We start from the raw sequence: 16,001 nt of genomic DNA, 5'->3' as shown, positions 1-16,001 counted from the left end.
CACCAACGGCACCCTCTGGACCTACCCCGGCCAAGGCAACGGACTGTTTGGGTGGCGCATCAAGGTCGGCGACGGCTGGAACGTCATGACCGCCATCAGCTAGGGACGTTCCCCTCCCTCACCAGACGGAATCGCCGCGCAGGTGCGTCGCCCCTCCCCAGCAGGGCGGCCTGAAGCAGCGATTTCACATCCTTGTCACGCCGTTAACCAGCCATTCATACCCGCAACAAAACCTGGCCAACCGCCGGAAATAGTGTCGGGGCCATGGACAACATTTCCCGCAGAACCATCATCTCCGCCGGCCTCGGGGTCGGCCTGGTCGCCGCCCTGCCGAGTGCCGCCGTCGCCGTATCCACCGCAGACGACGCCGGCCTCCGCGCCGATCCCTTCATGCTCGGCATCGCGTCCGGCGAGCCCTGGCCGGACGGCTTCGTACTCTGGACCCGTCTGGCGCTTAACCCCGTGGCGGAGGACGGACTGGGCGGCATGCCCTCCCGCAACGTTGCGGTGCAGTGGGAGGTGGCCGAGGACGAGGGCATGCGCAATGTGGTGGCGCGCGGCGTGGAGCAGGCCCGTCCTGAGGCCGCGCATTCAGTGCACGTGGAGCTGCGCGGACTCAAGGCCGGCCGGGAGTACTTCTACCGGTTCCGCGCCGGCAGGCATGTCAGCCCGGTGGGCCGCACGCTCACCAGTCCGGCGCTGCACGAAACACCGGCGGCGCTGGCCATGGCGTTCGCCAGCTGCGCCCAGTACGAGCATGGCTACTTCACCGCATACCGGCGCCTGGCCGAGGACCACCCGGACCTGGTGCTGCACCTGGGCGACTACCTCTATGAATACAAGAAGGACAGCTACGTGATCGGCGGCGGCAACCCGCGAGACCACGAGGGCCCGGAGACCGTTACGCTGGAGAGCTACCGGCAGCGGCACGCCCAGTACAAGGCCGACGCCGACCTGCAGGCTGCGCACGCCATCGCACCCTGGGCCGTGGTGTGGGATGACCACGAGGTGGACAACAACTGGGCGGACGACGTCCCGGAGAACAGTGATGCCGGCCAGCTGAACGACAGCGTGGAGCACTTCCGGCAGCGCCGCGCGGCCGCGTTCCAGGCGTACTACGAGAAAGTGCCGCTGCGTCCGTCGTCGCTGCCGGCAGGCCCGGACATGAAGATCTACCGGAAGATCCAGTGGGGACAGTTGGCCAACTTCCACATGATGGATACCCGGCAGTACCGGGACGACCAACTGGCCGGCGACGGCTGGAAGAAGAACGTGGCCGAACGCCTGGCGGAGGACCGGACCATCACCGGCGCCGAGCAGGAGAACTGGCTGCTGGACGGCTTCCGCAGCTCCACCCAGCGGTGGGACATCCTGGGCCAGCAGGTCTTCTTCGCCGAGCGGGACCGGGCCCAGGCCCTGGACGTCGATGACGTCTCCATGGACGGCTGGGACGGGTACGCGGCCTCCCGCCGGCGCATCACGCAAGGCTGGATCGACGCGAAGGTGCGCAACGCCGTCGTGCTCACTGGAGACGTGCACCGGCACTGGGCCAACGACGTGAAGGTGGATTACAAGGACCCCGCCTCCCCCGTGGTCGGCTCCGAGCTGGTGTGCACCTCCATCACCTCCACCGGCAACGGCACCGGCTCCACCACGGATGCCACCATGGCCTGGAACCCGCACCTGAAGTTCTACAACGACAACCGCGGCTACGTGAACACCCGCATCACCAGGGACGCGATGACCGCCGACTTCCGGGTGCTGGACCACGTGACGACGCCGGGCGCCCCGGTGTCCACCAAGGCCTCCTTCGAGATCCGCGACGGCGTCCCGGGGCTCCAGCCGCAGGCCTGACCTTACTTGACGGCGCTGGCGGCGTTGACCCGGCCGTAGGCCCAGTCGGTGCCGGTGCCGGGAACCTCGTCCGCCGTGGATTCCACATCCTCGCGGATTGACGTGTTCGTCGCGCCGGGATGCGAGCTCCAGGCGAGCGCCGCCGCTCCTGCCACGATGGCCGAGGACATCGAGCTGCCGTTGCCCACGTCATAGCCCTGGGAGCGGTTGTTCTGGCTGGCCAGGACGAATGGGTGGTTGGGGAAGGTGGAGTAGACGTTCACGCCGGGCGCCGCAAGGTCCACCCAGCTGGCGCCGTAGGTGGAAAATGAGGCCTTGGCGTCGTTGTTATCGGTGGCGCCGACGGCGATCACGTGCGGGTAGGCGCCCGGATAGATCTTGGTCTGGTTGCCGCCGTTGCCCGCGGCGGCAACCAGCACCACGCCCTTGTTCCACGCGTTGTTGACGGCGGTTTCCAGCGTGCGCGATGCCCGCACGCCCAGGCTCATGTTGATCACCTTGGCTCCGTTGCTGACGGCCCAGTCGATGCCGCTTGCCAGGCTGGAGCTGGAACCAACTCCACTGTCATTGAGGACCTTGCCGGCCAGGATGGTGCAGCCGGGGCAGACGCCGGCCACTCCGATGGTGTTGTTCACGGTGGCGGCAACGTTGCCGGCCACATGGGTGCCGTGGCCGTAGTAGTCCTCCGCGACGGGGTCGCCGGCCTTGGTGGCCGAGCTGCTGAAGTTGGCGCGGGCCGCCACCTTGGGTGCGATGTCGGGGTTGTCGCTGGCGACCCCGGAATCCAGCACCGCGACTTTGATGCCTTTGCCGGTGGTGGTGTTCCATGCCTCGACGGCGTCCACGTCTGCGTCCAGCGTCCCGGCAGGGACGGTGATGTCGCCCTTGGTGTTGGTGAACGACTGTCCGTCATTCTGCAGGGCGTACTGGCGGGGGAAATACTGATCCGAGGTGGCGGCACCCACGGGCTGGTCCGGTTCGGCGTATTCGACGGCGGGATCCCGGCCCAGTGCGTCGATGAGTTGCTGCTCCCCGCCCGCGGCCACGCTGATCAGCCTGGCACCCGTGCTGCCGACGGCGGGCCCGCCGACAATGCCGTGCCGTTGGAGTACGTTGGCGGCAGCACCGTCGTCGCGGAACTTGACCATGATGTGCCCTGGGCCGCCCGGCGTCCCTGCCGAAGCATTGGCGGGAAGGGCAACCGAGGCAGAGCCAAGCAGCATGGCTGCCGCCGTGAGGCCGGCAGCGAGGAATTTACTCATGCGGGCTATTTTTGCCGCGCGCCGACTGTCCGCATAGGGGTAAAAGTCCCAAACATGATGTCCTGCGCATTTCCCGGGCTGGATCACGGCGCGGAACGGCTCCCGGAATCCTGGCCCGAGCCGGTGGTTGCCACGAAGTTCCAGTCGAAGGAGCCGTCGTCGTGCAGCGTCAGCCGGAGGAAGCCGCGGGTATCGCTGAACCGCTTGGCAATGTACTTCGGTTTGCTGGTGAACGGGCGCGTATCGATGCCTCCGGTGGATACCTGGAAGGCCGTCATCCCGTCATCTACGCACTTGTCCGAGTTGTTCACGGGGCACGACCGCTCGTAGTTGTGCTGGGAGGCGGACAGGGTCAGCCGGACCCGATGCTTCCACATCACGTCGATCCACGGCTTCTGGTCCCCGGCGCGACCGTGTTCCTCCGTGTCCGAGGTGAAGTACGGCTCGTGGTAGACCACTGCCAGGTTCTTACCCGCCGCCTGGGCGGCGGAGAGATCCTTGTCCAGCCAGTCCGTCGCAGCCTTGGCATCCGTGGTGTCATACCTCCACAGCGCGGAAGACAGGAACGCGAAGTGCCAGTTCCCGAAGTCCTTCGAGTATGGTTCACCGTTCGGGACGAACCCGCGTTCCTGGTTGATCGCGGCCTTCTGCGCATCTCCCTCGCATTGGCCGTTCATGTACTTGGCCAGGTCTTCGTTGCGGCCGGGTTCCCAGTCGTGATTGGGGGCGGACACCCAGTACAGCTTGGGCTTGGTGCCACCCCACAGCGGCGTCCAATAGTGCACGTAGTCGTCGCAGTGCGCAGTGCTGTACTGGAAGTCTCCGAGGCCCAGGAACGCGTCGATCTCGTTGTTCTCCACCAGCCGGGTGATGGCTGCGCCGTTCCGGCCGGACGGGCTCTCCGGGTCGGTATTCTCCTCAGGGTTCATGTCGCCCACTGCGGCAATGTGCACGTCCGGGGCCGCTGACCGTTTGTCAGGGGGCTTCGGAGATTCTGTGCAGCCAGTGGCAACGAGGACCAGCAGGAGGGCAAAAGTTGCTGCCACCCGCCGGAAGGGCCCGGGACGAGGGTGTTCTGACTGCATCCCATATCCCCCTTCGAGAAGCAGAACCGGAGATCGGTTTGCAGGAGACGACGCGCCGCGCCGGCACCTTGATACTCCTAAGAGGCAGGACTGGCTGTCAAGGGCCGGCCCGCTCAGCACCCCGGGGCGCCGACTGCCCTGCAGGCGTTCACCCGGCCATGGGCCCAGTACGAACCCGTGCCGAAAACAGGATCAGCCGATGATTCCACCTTCTTGCGGACCGATGCGTTTGAAGTGCCCGCGGGGGTACTCCATACCAGGGCGGCAGTGGCAGCGACAATGGGTGAGGCCATCGAAGTGCCGCTGAGGATGTCGTAGCCCGGCGAAAGCTTGTTCTGCATAGCCAGGACGGACGTGTAGTTCGGAAGGGTCGAGTAGACCCTGACCCCCGGCGCGGCGACGTCCACCCACTTGCCATACGTTGAAAAAGACGCCTTCGCATCGTTGTTATCGGTTGCCGCTACGGCGATGACGTTGGGATACGCGCCGGGGTAGACCTGGGCCTGGGTACCGGCGTTGCCGGCCGCGGCTACGATCACCACTCCCTGGTTCCAGGCGTTGTTGACCGCAGCCTCGAGGGTCCGTGATGACACCCGCTGTCCCAGGCTCATGTTGATGACCTTGGCACCCTTGCCGACAGCCCAGTCGATACCCTTGGCAATGCCCGAGGAGGAGCCCGATCCGCTGCTGTTGAGGACCTTGGCATCCAGGATGGAGCAGCCCGGGCACACACCCGCCACGCCCAGGGAATTGTCCATTGTGGCCGCCACTATGCCTGCCACGTGGGTGCCATGGCCGTACTGGTCATAATCCTCGGGAGCGAGGATTTGCGTGTCACTGAAGTTTGCCCGGTCTACCACCTTGGATGAGATGTCCTGGTGGTTGATGGCAACACCGGAATCGACGATGGCGACCCTGACATCGGTTCCCTTGGTGACATTCCATGCTTCGACGGCGTCCACATCGGCGTCCTTGGTGCCTCCCGCGACCGTGACCGTTCCCTCCGTGTTCGTGAAGGATTGCCCCACGTTCTGCAGTGCGTACTGACGGTCGAAGTACGGGTCGGCAGTGGCGGCAGTCACCAGTTCGTCCGGTTCGGCATACTCAACCGCGGGGTTCCGGCCCAGCGCAGCGACGAGCTGCAGTTCCTTTCCTTCAGGAACTTTGATGAGGTGGGCGCCGGTGCTGCCAATCGCAGGACCGTCGCTGAGCCCGTGCTGGCCGAGGACCGCGGCAGCAGCGCTGTGGTCCTGGAACTTGACCAGGATCCGTCCCGGCACCGGCGAGGACGGCGCGGCGGCGTTGCCCGGAGCGGCGACCGTGAGGCCGGTGAAAACCATCACCAAACTGGCTAGAGCGGCTATGAGTGTCTTCTTCATGGTTTATCTTGCGTCACACCAGCCACAGCTGGATAGGCCCAGACCGGAGGAACTTGTCTTCATCGTGACCTCCCGCCGTTGTTCGCAGGTCGAACATTTGTACGTTTGATGAACCGGGCGGTAGCCTGCAATCAGAAAGCATGCCGTAGATCACTCCCCCCGGTGACGGGGCCCGCAGCAGGCATGCATCCCTGGCTTCTCTGATCAATGAGGATTAAATGACAACTCCCCCTCCCACCCGTACGTCACGGTGGCCGGTCTTGCTTTGCTGGCTGGCCATGGTCCTGGACGGCTTTGACCTGGTGGTGCTTGGCACCGTGATTCCCACGCTCATCAAGACCGGCGAGCTTGGCTTCGACGCGGTCGGGGCAACCCTCGCTGCCACAATCTCCCTTGTCGGTGTGGGTCTCGGGGCGCTTTTCATTGCCCCGTTGTCGGACCGTTTCGGGCACCGCAAGCTGCTGGTTGCCTGCGTTCTGTGGTTCTCCATCTTCACTATCGCGGTGGTGTGGGCCCCCAACGTGGCGGTGTTCAGCACATTCCGGCTGTTGGCCGGCCTGGGGCTGGGCGCCTGCCTTCCGGTCGCCTTGGCCTATATGAACGATTACGCTCCGGCAGGATCGGCCGGCAAGTCGACCACCCGGACCATGACGGGCTACCACGCGGGAGCGGTGGCCACGGCTTTCCTGGCGCTGATGGTCATCCCCGACTGGCGCACCATGTTCGTGGTGGGAGGCATCGCTGGGCTGGCACTGGTACCCCTCCTCTGGTTCAAGCTCCCGGAGACCCTGCCGGCGGAACGGAACGCCAGGAAGCAGGAGCAGGGCGGTGTCCGTGACCTGGCGAAGAAGCCGTACCCCCTGGTGGCCGCGGCTATCGCTGCCGCGTCGTTCATGGGGCTCCTGCTGGTCTACGGCCTGAACACGTGGCTCCCGCAGCTCATGGCTTCTGCGGGATATCCCGTCAGCGCAGGCATATCCCTGCTCCTGGTGCTGAACCTTGGCGCCGTTGCCGGCCTCATCATTGCCGGCATCCTGGCCGACCGGCACGGAACCAAGCGGATCGTTCTGCTCTGGTTCGGCCTGTCCGCCGTATGCCTTGCCCTGCTCAGCGTCAAGGTCGAAAACGCCATCCTGCTCAACGCCCTGGTCTTCGTCACGGGAGTGTTTGTCTTCAGCTCCCAGGTGCTCGTCTACGCCTGGGTCAGCCAGCTGTTCCCGGCCCACTTGCGCGCCACCGCCCTCGGTTTCGCCGCCGGCGTGGGCCGCGTGGGGGCAATCGCCGGACCTGCAGTGACCGGCGGGCTGGTTGCCGCGGGCATCGCCTACCCGTGGGGCTTCTACGCGTTCGCCGCCGCCGGAGCCCTGGCCGTCGTGGCGCTCGTGACCGTGCCGCACACCATTGCCGCCGGGCAGCCCGCGCAGGAACGGAGCAACTAAGGCCAGTTGCAGGGCCTTTGGACAGTGACGACGGCGGGAGGCCGGCCTGTGAGCCGGCCTCCCGCCGTCGTTCTGCTTTGGTCCGGCTCCGCCGTTAGATACAGGCGGGCTGGTAGGCCGGATCTGCCGGACCGGACGGCTGGGCCAGGGCGTTGCCCACAAGCTGGTGCACCACGGGATCGTTCGGCGCCTGGTCATGCTCGAAGACGTCGGCCGGGCACTTGTCCTGGATGGTGATGTTGGTGACCTGCCGTGCGGATCCATTCAGGAACTGGCTGTTGTACGGGATGACCACCTCATCGTGGGTGGTGGAGATGACCGTGTAGGCCGGACCGGCGACAGTATCGCCGATCGAGTTGAGCTCCTGCATGAAGGGCGAGCCGGCCTGCTGGTCTGCGCAGGCGGCACAGCCCGCCGCAGTGTAGTCGGGCGTGGGCACGAGGTCCGGCGGCGGAAGGATCACGCCCTCAGTGCCATGGTTGGAAGGGGCGATGCCGACAAGCTGGTGGACGTACTTGGCCCCGCCCAGGAAGCCCATGTAGTACCGGGGCATCATGCCGCCCTGGCTGTGGCCCACCAGGTCCACCTGCCTTGTGCCGGTGGCGGAGCGGACCGCGTCCACGAAGGGGGCAAGTTGCTGGGCGGAATCTTTGACCGGTGCCGTGGCGTAGACGCCGTTGGTTTGGCCGTAGTTGAGGGCGAAGACGCAGTACCCCTGGCTCTTGAGGTACGGCGACAGCGTCGACCAGTTCTTCTCCATGCTCTCGAACGTTCCCGGCACCAGGACCACGGGGTACGGATGCTCAGCCGACGGCTTGCAGGACCAGTCGTTGGCTCCGGGCGGGGAGATATCAATGGCCTGCGCGGGAGCGGCCATCAATGAGGAGGCGAGGACCGCTGCAGCGGATATGGACAGGGCACGGCTAAGGAATGACATGTAAACCTCTTTGTTCGTCTGCCTAACGGGCGGCCGGGAACTGATGGTCTTGGGGGTGCCCATCAGTTCCCGGCCGAGTTTCCCATGCTGGCAGCGTTGGTGCTCCTGCGGAGCGAAAGTGCACGGATGTGCGGCAAAATCCGCGCCCGGGAAGGGTGCCGGGACGCCTGGGCCATCCCCTCGGAAACCATCATTGTTACTGGTGAGTAGGAAATGGCCGCCCCGCACGCTTGCGGCGGTCCAGGCAGCCCTCGCGCACAAACGTGCAAATGACGTGCACATCTCTCGCAAGGCCCTGTCCCTTTCCCAACGCAGCGCCCGGCACCCGGGCCGGCTGCCGGCGTCGTACTTCCACAGGGCCGTTGTGCGCCGTCCAGCCCGGGGATACGATGCTGCCGGGGAGAGCTCCTTTGTCTCGCGAGACAAAGGATAGGGGCCCGCAGTGACCGACTTCTTCACCATGCAACCCGGCGAGACCGCTCCTCCCCTCCCCGCGGGGCCGGTTCTGTGTACAGGGACCGCAGGGATGCGGCGCATCCACCGCTTCTTCCTCTGGGCGTATGGTGAGGCGCCCGGCCTGGTGCGCTCGGCCGCAGCCGGCGACACCACCCGCGCCGGCTACGTGGGGGAAGTGCTGGGGAACTTCGACAAGACGCTCCACATCCACCACGAGGGCGAGGACCTGCTCATGTACCCGCAGGTCAAGGACCGGGCGCCTGCCTGCGCGTTGCATGTGGGGCAGATGCTTGAGCAGCACCGGCAGGTGACGCAAAGACTTGAGGCAATCGAGCCGGTCCGCCTGCGCTGGATGCGGACCGCGGATGAGGAGTCGGCAGCCGAGCTCGCCGCCCGCTATGAGGACCTCTCCAGGGTCCTCAACACCCACCTGCGCCGCGAGGTCACAGAGATGATGCCCGTAGTGGACCGGCTGCTCACCGAGAAAGAGATGGCGGCGGCCGGGCAGCACGGAATCCAGCAACTCGATAAGAAGTTCCTGGTGGGCTACCTGGGCATGGTGCTGGCCACGAACCCTCCCGCGGACCGGAAGGAACTGTTCAAGGAAATCCCTCCCCCGGTCCGGCTTGCCTACCGGCTGGTGGGACGCCGGATGTACCGGAAGCAGTACGCGACGCTGTTCCCGGGACGGCCGGTGCCGGAGACGCTGTAGCGGTGCCGTTGACGATGTCGTGGCCGCCAGCCTGGCCCGGGCGACGAAATTGTCAGGGCGGGCGTTTAGAGTGAGTTCGACAACGTGAGCCTCTAACCACGGGACGCGCATGGACTTCTACGCCATCAATTCCCTGCGTGAAAACCACGCGGGCTGGTCACTGCTTCGCGCCCAAAACGCTCCGCTTGCGTTGACGTTCTTCATGGCCGCATTCACCGGACCCAACCAGCGAAACCTGGGACGCCAGGAACTTATCGATGTTTTGGATGACGTGTTGTTCGGCCTGCGGGACTCGGAGGGGGACGAACGGTTCCCGCGCCAGGCAGGCGAGTACCTGGATGACTGGGCTTCCGACGATCGCAAATGGCTCCGCAAGTACTATGTCCCGGGCGAAGACCAGCCGCACTACGACCTCAGCGCGGCAGCGGAGGACGTCATCCGGTGGGTGGAAAACCTGCGGGGGCGGGAATTCGTGGCCACCCAGTCGCGCCTCACCAGCATCTTCGCCGTCCTCAAGCAGCTGGTCCAACAGTCGGAAACGGATCCGGAAGTCCGGCTTGCCGAGTTGCAGCGCCAGCGGGACGGGATCGACGCCGAGATGCAGCGGATCAGGGACGGCAACATCCGTGTCATGACCGGCCCGGAGGCCCTGGACCACCTGCAGCAGCTCACCACCCTGGCCAAGGACCTGCTGTCCGATTTCAGGGAGGTTGAACAAAATTTCCGGAAACTGGACCGGCAGGTGCGGGAACAGATCGCCACCTGGGACGGGACGCAGGGCGAACTGCTGGAATCCATCTTCGGCAACCAGCAGGACATCAGCAGCTCCCTGCAGGGGCGCACGTTCCAGGGCTTCTGGGACTACCTCATGTCCCCGCAGCTGCGCACCGAACTGCAGGATCTGCTCGATCGGGCCACCCGGATCGAGGCGCTCGCCCAGACTGACAGCCTGCACACTGCCGCCAACCTTCACCAGGACTGGCTGCCCGCCGTCGAACAGACCCAGGCCACCGTCCGCCAGCTGTCCCAGCAGATGCGCCGGCTCCTGGATGACAAGGTCTTCCTGGAAAACAAACGCATCATGCAGCTGATCCGCAGCGTTGAAGCCGGGGCGCTCGGCACCCGGGAGGCACCGCCGTCGGGCGTCTTCATGGAGATCGACGCCCCGTCCGTGGACGTGGTGCTGCCCTTTGAACGGCCCCTGTATGAGCCCACCCGGAAGGTGATGGTGGACGACGCCGTCCTCACCGCCGATGACCTGGACGTGGACGCAGGTGCCCTGTTCAGCCAGTTCTTCGTGGACAAGGAACGGCTGCGGGGCAACATCGAGGCCGTCCTGGCAGACGCGGACCAGGCAACGCTTGCCGAGGTGACAGCCACGTATCCCCTGTCCCAGGGCCTGGCCGAGGTGGTGGCGTACTGCCAGCTCGCCACCGAATCGGACTGGGCCACCATCAACCCGGAGCAGGAACAGCAGCTCTCGTGGCAGCTGCCGGACGGCAGCATCCGCGAAGCCACTATCGAACAGATTATCTTTGGAAGGCCGGCATGACCCCCAGCGAAACCGCAACGCACACGCCGGAGGAGCTGCCCGCCGTCGTCACCCGGCTCTTCAAAGGCGTGCTCTACGCCGAAAACGACGAAAAGGTCTGGCAATCCCTCCTCGGGCTGACCTCCCACGTCCGGGACTACGTGTCCATACTGGGCCTGGAGCTGATCCTTGATGAGTCAGAAGGTTATGCCTTCCTGCGCTCGCGCGAGGATCCGGACGGCACCCTCCCCCGGCTCATCGCCCGCCGGAGCCTCACGTTCAACGTCAGCCTGCTGCTGGCCCTGCTCCGCGGCCGGATGCTGGAGTTCGATACCAACAGCAGCGAGCTCCGCCTCATCTTGACTGAGCAGGAAATTGCGGACATGGTCTCCGTGTTCCTGCCCGATTCCAGCAACGAGGCCCGGATCCTGGACCGGCTGGCCACCGATATCAAGAAGGTGGTGGAGCTCGGCTTCCTGCGCAAGCTCAAGGGGCAGGCGGACACGTATGAGGTAGCGCGGATCCTGAAGGCGTACGTGGACGCGCAGTGGCTGGAGGAGTTCGACGCGCGGCTGGCCGACTACCGTGCCACTCTCGCCGGCGAGCGGCTCCCCCGGGCAGCAGAAACGGAGGAGGGCAAGTGACGGCGCAGCTCAGCAACGACCTGCAGGAGAGCCTGTTCAGCCTGGACGACACGGCGGCCGACGGCGGTACTCCCCCCGGCTTCCGGCTGCACCGCCTGGAGCTGCTCAACTGGGGCACGTTCCACCAGGGGGTGCGCACGTTCCGGCTGGACGGGGCGAACAGCCTGCTCACGGGCGACATCGGCTCCGGCAAGTCCACCGTGGTGGATGCAATCACTACGCTGCTGCTGCCAGCCAACAAGATCGAGTACAACAAAGCCGCAGGCGCCCAGAAAAAGGAACGCTCCCTGATGTCCTATGTCCGGGGCTTCCACAAGAGCGCCAGGAGCACCGGCGGCGAGTACTCCAAACCGGTGGCGCTGCGCGGGACGGGGCAGCTGACGGTGGTGCTGGGCGTCTTCCACAACGCCGTACTGGGCAAGTGGGTCACGCTGGGCATCACGCTGTGGGCAACGCAGGAGGCCGGGCAGCCCAACCGCTTCTACTCCCTGGCCGAGGCCGAGCAGTCCATTGCCGCGGACTTCAGCAACTTCGGCCAGGACCCGCTGAAGCTTAAGAAGAAGCTCCGGGCCGCAGGTGTTGATGTCCGGGACACTTTCGAGCCCTACGCGGCTGCGTTCAAGCGGCAGTTCGGGATCACCGGGAACCAGGCCATGGAGCTGTTCCACCGCACGGTGTCCATGAAGCAGGTGGAGAACATCACCTCGTTCGTGCGCAGCAACATGCTGGAAGAGGACGACGTTGCCGCCCGGATCACCAACCTGATCCACCACTTCGACGACCTCAAGAAAGCCCACGACGCAGTCCTCCGTGCCAAGGACCAGATCGCCCTGCTGGCGCCCATCAAGGACGGCGCGGCGCTGCACGCGAAGCTAAGCGCGGAGGACGAGCTGGCCCGGAAACAGCGGGACCAGCTGCATCCGTGGTTCACGGACCGGAAACTGCAGCTGAGCCTGGAGCACCAGGCCGAGCTGGAACGGACCGGCACACGCCTGCAGGAGGACGCGGCCCGGCTCAACGGCGAGATCAAGCAGCTGCGCCGCGACCTTGCCGGAGTGGAGGAGGACATCCGGACCAACGGCGGCGGGCGGCTGGCAGCGATCGACGCCGACCTGTCCCGGCTTGCCGCAGAATCGGCTGCCCAGCGCCAGCGGTTTGAGACGTACTCCCTCGCGGCCGCGGACCTGGGACTGCAGGCGCCTGAGGACCGGGTGCTGTTTGACGCCAACCGGGCCCGGCTGGCCGAGGTGGAGCAGGAACTCGCCAAGGCGTCGGACGCACTGCAGGACCGGCGCACCGAGTTGACCATGACCCGGACCGTCCTGGGCAACCAGGCCGCGGACATTGCCACCGAGCTCACCAGTCTCCAGGCGCGTCGCAACCTGATTCCGCTCCCCCAGCTGGACATCCGCCGCCGGCTTTGCGAAGGAACCGGCATCAAGGACACTGAGCTGCCCTATGTGGGCGAGTTGCTGCGGGTCCGCGACGGCGAGGCCGCGTGGGAGGGCGCGGCCGAACGCACCTTGCACGGGTTCGCGCTCTCACTCCTGGTGCCTGCCGAACACTACGCCGCCGTCAGCACCTGGGTGGATTCCAATAACCTCCGCGGGCGGCTGGTGTACCTGAGGGTTGGCGACCCGTATTCGCCCAAAACGGCGGAGCCCGGGACGCTGGCGGCCAAAATCGCCATCAAGCAGGGCACGCCGTTCCGCGACTTCCTGCAGGACGAGCTCAGCAGCCGGTTCGATTATTTCTGCTGCGAGAACCTGGCGGACTTCCGCCGCTACCCCAAGGCGCTGACGGCCAACGGCCAGCTCAAGGGCGGCCGCGGCCGGCACGAGAAGGATGACCGGAAGGACCTGGCGGACCGGCGCAACTACGTGCTGGGCTGGGACAACCACGACAAGATCGCCCGTTTCCGTGCCGAGCAGGATGAGATCCAGGGCCGGATCAAAGTGCTGGCCACGGAACTCGGCAAGGTCAACGACCAGCTTGGTTTGCTGGGCCGGCAGAACCGGCAGCTCGGCATCATCGGCTCGGTGCAGGACTTCGGCGAGATCAGCTGGCAGCTCACCGCACGCCGGATCGAGGACCTCAAGGCGGAGAAGCGGGAGCTGGAGTCCACCAGCGACGTCCTGCAGCAGCTGATGGCCAAGCAGGCGCAGGTGGCTGCCCAGCTGGACCGGCTGGAGGACAAAGCGGGCAAGCTGCAGCAACGCCTCGGCGCCAATGAGAAGGACGCGAAAGACATCGAGGAGGCGATCCAGGAGTGCCGCGCTGTCCTGGCCGGGACGCCGGTGACGGACGACGCCGTCGTGCTGGCCGCCGTCGGACGCCTCGCCCAGGGCGCGCTCGGCGACAAGCCGCTCACCTACCGGAACACCGGCACCGTGGAAAGCACAGTGCGGGCAGGGCTGACCGACAGCATCGACGCGCTGGCCAAGCGGATTGCCCGGGCGGCCGAAGGCACAGTGCGGCAAATGGCGGACTTCCGCAACAAATACCCGAACGAAACCACTGACATCGACGCGTCGCTGGAAGCTGCCGCGGAGTACAACCGGCTGCTGGCACAGCTGGAGGACAACGACCTGCCGCGGTTCGAGGCCCGCTTCAAGGAGTCGCTGAACCAGAACACCATCCACGAGGTAGTGGCGTTCAACGCGTTCCTCGACAGCAGGCGGCAGGACATCGTGAACCGGATCGGGGAGATCAACCAGTCGCTTGCGGGGATCCCGTACAACACGGGCCGGCATATCCAGCTGGAGCACCAGGCCACCTCGGACCAGGACGTGCGCGAGTTCGGCAGCGACCTGCGGGCGTGCTCGGAGGGGACCATCGGCGACGAGGACCAGTACTCGGAACAGAAGTACCTGCAGGTGGAGCGGCTGATCGAACGGTTCCGTGGCCGGGACGGGCTCACCGAGCTGGACCGGCGGTGGACGGCGAAGGTCACGGACGTGCGGAACTGGTTCACGTTTTCAGCGTCGGAAAAGTGGACGGAGACCGGCGAGGAGTACGAGCACTTCACGGACTCGGGTGGCAAATCCGGCGGGCAGAAGGAGAAGCTGGCGTACACCATCCTCGCGGCGGCGCTGGCGTTCCAGTTCGGGCTGGGCTCCGGCAAAGGCGCTAGTCGTGCCGCGGGCAGCGGTCGGAGCTTCCGGTTCGTGGTGATCGACGAGGCCTTTGGCCGCGGCTCTGACGAGTCCGCGCGGTACGGGCTGGAACTGTTCCAGCGGATGAAGCTGCAGCTGCTGATCGTCACGCCGCTGCAGAAGATCCACGTGATCGAGCCGTTTGTCTCGCATGTGGGCTTCGTGGCCAACATCAACGGTGACGATTCCCAGCTGCGCAACATGACCATCCAGGAGTACCGCGAGGAGAAGGACCGGCGTGCCCGCTAAGTCCTGGACATCATTGGCGGGGTTGCGGGCACAGTCGCTGAAGGCCTGGAACAGCGGTGCGCTGCTGCGGGAGCTTGTCTCCCCCTCCGGCGTGTATCCGCGGCGGCGCACCCTGAAGCGTCCGACGGCGGCGGAGCTGTTGACTGATTACGCTGCGGTCCGGGCGTGGGCGGCTGAGCTTTCTGCCGGAGCGGGTGGGTATGACCTGGAGACCGTTGAAGTGGGGCGGCGGACGGTTGGTTCCAACCGGGTTCCATCTACCGCGGTTTTCGCCGGCGTTGAGGATGAGATCGCGTTTGTTGGGAAGGGTCGGGAGGCGGCGCTTTTCCGGTCTCTTGCTGCAGGCCTTTGTAAGCTGGATCCACGGTTTGCTGCCTGGACGGCCCGGCGGCCACTGAAGCTCTTGGAGCTTGGCTCTGACGCCTTGACTGCCGCACGGGTGGCGCTGTGGCTGAAGGACAACCCGGAGCCGGGCATCTACGTCCGGCAACTGGGCCTGCCTGGTGTCCACACGAAGTTCATCGAGCGTAACCGCCAGGTCATCGACCAGTTGCTGGCCGCCGTCTTGCCCGTTCCCGAAGACGTGACCGCCGGCGGGGAGGACCTCGAAGCGCTCGAGCCTGAGCCGGCCGCGGACGATGGCGCGCTGGACGACGGCACCGGCCGCACACCCGCGGCCCGGTTCGCCCGGCGGCACGGATTCCTGCATCCCCCGGAGCTGGTCCGGTTCCGCCTGCTTGATCCGGCCCTGGGTCTGTTCGGCGGCGCCCGGGATATCACCGTGACCGCCGAGGCGTTCACGGCCCTGAAGCTGCCGGTGGACACAGTGATCGCCACCGAAAACCAGGTGAACTTCCTCGCTCTCCCTGACCGGCCCAGGACGCTGGCCCTGTACGGCGGAGGTTATGGTTTCTCTTCGCTGCGGGACGCCTTTTGGCTCCGGAACTGCCGCATCCACTACTGGGGCGACATCGATACCCATGGCTTCCGGATCCTGGACCAGCTCCGCGCGGTGCACCCGCACGTCGAGAGCGTCCTGATGGACGAGGAGACGCTGCTCGCGCATAAGGACTTTTGGGGAACGGAGCCATCGCCGTCACAGGCAGAACTAACCCGACTAACGCGACCAGAGGCAGCGGTATATCAAACCCTCGGGAATGACACGCACGGAACCAAGGTCCGTCTCGAGCAGGAGCTGATCCGCTGGGACTGGGCTCTGGTGCACCTCCAGCAGGCTGCTACGGAGGTTGGCTGTGACAACTATCCCCAATCGTGAACTGCGGAATCAAAGCAGCAAG

The 16,001-nt window shown here is 65.8% G+C and carries 11 protein-coding genes; 7 read left to right on the top strand and 4 right to left on the bottom strand.

Annotation, left to right across the window (positions count from 1 at the left end; genetic code table 11):
* Positions 1–264: 264 nt before the first annotated feature.
* Positions 265–1,854, top strand: coding sequence for an alkaline phosphatase D family protein (locus ACTHQS_RS00680; protein ID WP_440165168.1), 1,590 nt, complete (start codon positions 265–267; stop codon positions 1,852–1,854).
* A gap of 2 nt (positions 1,855–1,856) precedes the next feature.
* On the opposite strand, the gene ACTHQS_RS00675 is transcribed toward ACTHQS_RS00680, so the two are convergent.
* The 3 genes from ACTHQS_RS00675 to ACTHQS_RS00665 form a co-directional block, all read right to left on the bottom strand.
* Positions 1,857–3,116 carry a S8 family serine peptidase gene (locus ACTHQS_RS00675; RefSeq protein ID WP_440165166.1) on the bottom strand — a complete coding sequence of 420 codons (1,260 nt, stop codon included), beginning with the start codon at positions 3,114–3,116 and terminating at the stop codon, positions 1,857–1,859.
* A gap of 83 nt (positions 3,117–3,199) precedes the next feature.
* On the bottom strand, positions 3,200–4,045 hold the full coding sequence (locus ACTHQS_RS00670; RefSeq protein ID WP_440165165.1) for a metallophosphoesterase family protein: 846 nt from the start codon (positions 4,043–4,045) through the stop codon (positions 3,200–3,202).
* A gap of 269 nt (positions 4,046–4,314) precedes the next feature.
* Positions 4,315–5,580: a S8 family serine peptidase gene (locus ACTHQS_RS00665; RefSeq protein WP_440165163.1), complete on the bottom strand. Its 1,266-nt coding sequence runs from the start codon at positions 5,578–5,580 to the stop codon at positions 4,315–4,317.
* Between the two features lie 218 nt (positions 5,581–5,798).
* Here ACTHQS_RS00665 and ACTHQS_RS00660 point away from each other — a divergent pair, with 218 nt between their 5' ends.
* Entirely contained in the window at positions 5,799–7,019 is a 1,221-nt protein-coding gene (locus ACTHQS_RS00660; protein WP_440165161.1) for an MFS transporter, read from the top strand.
* 94 nt (positions 7,020–7,113) lie between these two features.
* On the opposite strand, the gene ACTHQS_RS00655 is transcribed toward ACTHQS_RS00660, so the two are convergent.
* A complete protein-coding gene (locus ACTHQS_RS00655) occupies positions 7,114–7,956 on the bottom strand; it encodes an esterase/lipase family protein (RefSeq protein ID WP_440165159.1) in 843 nt (280 codons plus the stop codon).
* A gap of 442 nt (positions 7,957–8,398) precedes the next feature.
* Between ACTHQS_RS00655 and ACTHQS_RS00650 the strand changes: the two genes are divergently transcribed.
* The 5 genes from ACTHQS_RS00650 (at position 8,399) to ACTHQS_RS00630 (ending at position 15,979) form a co-directional block, all read left to right on the top strand.
* Positions 8,399–9,124, top strand: a complete 726-nt coding sequence (locus tag ACTHQS_RS00650; protein WP_440165158.1) for a hemerythrin domain-containing protein — start codon at positions 8,399–8,401, stop codon at positions 9,122–9,124.
* A 109-nt stretch (positions 9,125–9,233) separates the two neighbouring features.
* Complete coding sequence (locus tag ACTHQS_RS00645) at positions 9,234–10,676, top strand: DUF3375 domain-containing protein (protein ID WP_440165156.1); 1,443 nt, start codon at positions 9,234–9,236, stop codon at positions 10,674–10,676.
* A complete protein-coding gene (locus ACTHQS_RS00640) occupies positions 10,673–11,299 on the top strand; it encodes a DUF4194 domain-containing protein (RefSeq protein WP_440165154.1) in 627 nt (208 codons plus the stop codon). Before ACTHQS_RS00645 ends, ACTHQS_RS00640 begins: the two co-directional genes overlap by 4 nt.
* Positions 11,296–14,703 carry an ATP-binding protein gene (locus tag ACTHQS_RS00635; protein ID WP_440165152.1) on the top strand — a complete coding sequence of 1,136 codons (3,408 nt, stop codon included), beginning with the start codon at positions 11,296–11,298 and terminating at the stop codon, positions 14,701–14,703. Before ACTHQS_RS00640 ends, ACTHQS_RS00635 begins: the two co-directional genes overlap by 4 nt.
* Positions 14,693–15,979 carry a Wadjet anti-phage system protein JetD domain-containing protein gene (locus ACTHQS_RS00630; protein ID WP_440165150.1) on the top strand — a complete coding sequence of 429 codons (1,287 nt, stop codon included), beginning with the start codon at positions 14,693–14,695 and terminating at the stop codon, positions 15,977–15,979. The genes ACTHQS_RS00635 and ACTHQS_RS00630 overlap by 11 nt, the downstream gene beginning before the upstream one ends.
* The last annotated feature ends 22 nt before the right edge of the window (positions 15,980–16,001 follow it).

The sequence above is a fragment of the Arthrobacter sp. SAFR-044 genome (assembly GCF_051965175.1).
In the GTDB taxonomy this organism is placed as follows: Bacteria; Actinomycetota; Actinomycetes; order Actinomycetales; family Micrococcaceae; genus Arthrobacter.
Note: the sequence above shows the minus strand (reverse complement) of the source record. Positions and strands in the feature narration are given on the sequence as shown.

Coding starts and splice junctions, on each gene's coding strand:
- ACTHQS_RS00660 (WP_440165161.1), top strand. CDS start 5,799: ATGACAACTCCCCCTCCCACCCGTACGTCACGGTGGCCGGTCTTGCTT.
- ACTHQS_RS00645 (WP_440165156.1), top strand. CDS start 9,234: ATGGACTTCTACGCCATCAATTCCCTGCGTGAAAACCACGCGGGCTGG.
- ACTHQS_RS00665 (WP_440165163.1), bottom strand. CDS start 5,580: ATGAAGAAGACACTCATAGCCGCTCTAGCCAGTTTGGTGATGGTTTTC.
- ACTHQS_RS00675 (WP_440165166.1), bottom strand. CDS start 3,116: ATGAGTAAATTCCTCGCTGCCGGCCTCACGGCGGCAGCCATGCTGCTT.
- ACTHQS_RS00680 (WP_440165168.1), top strand. CDS start 265: ATGGACAACATTTCCCGCAGAACCATCATCTCCGCCGGCCTCGGGGTC.
- ACTHQS_RS00655 (WP_440165159.1), bottom strand. CDS start 7,956: ATGTCATTCCTTAGCCGTGCCCTGTCCATATCCGCTGCAGCGGTCCTC.
- ACTHQS_RS00670 (WP_440165165.1), bottom strand. CDS start 4,045: ATGAACCCTGAGGAGAATACCGACCCGGAGAGCCCGTCCGGCCGGAAC.
- ACTHQS_RS00640 (WP_440165154.1), top strand. CDS start 10,673: ATGACCCCCAGCGAAACCGCAACGCACACGCCGGAGGAGCTGCCCGCC.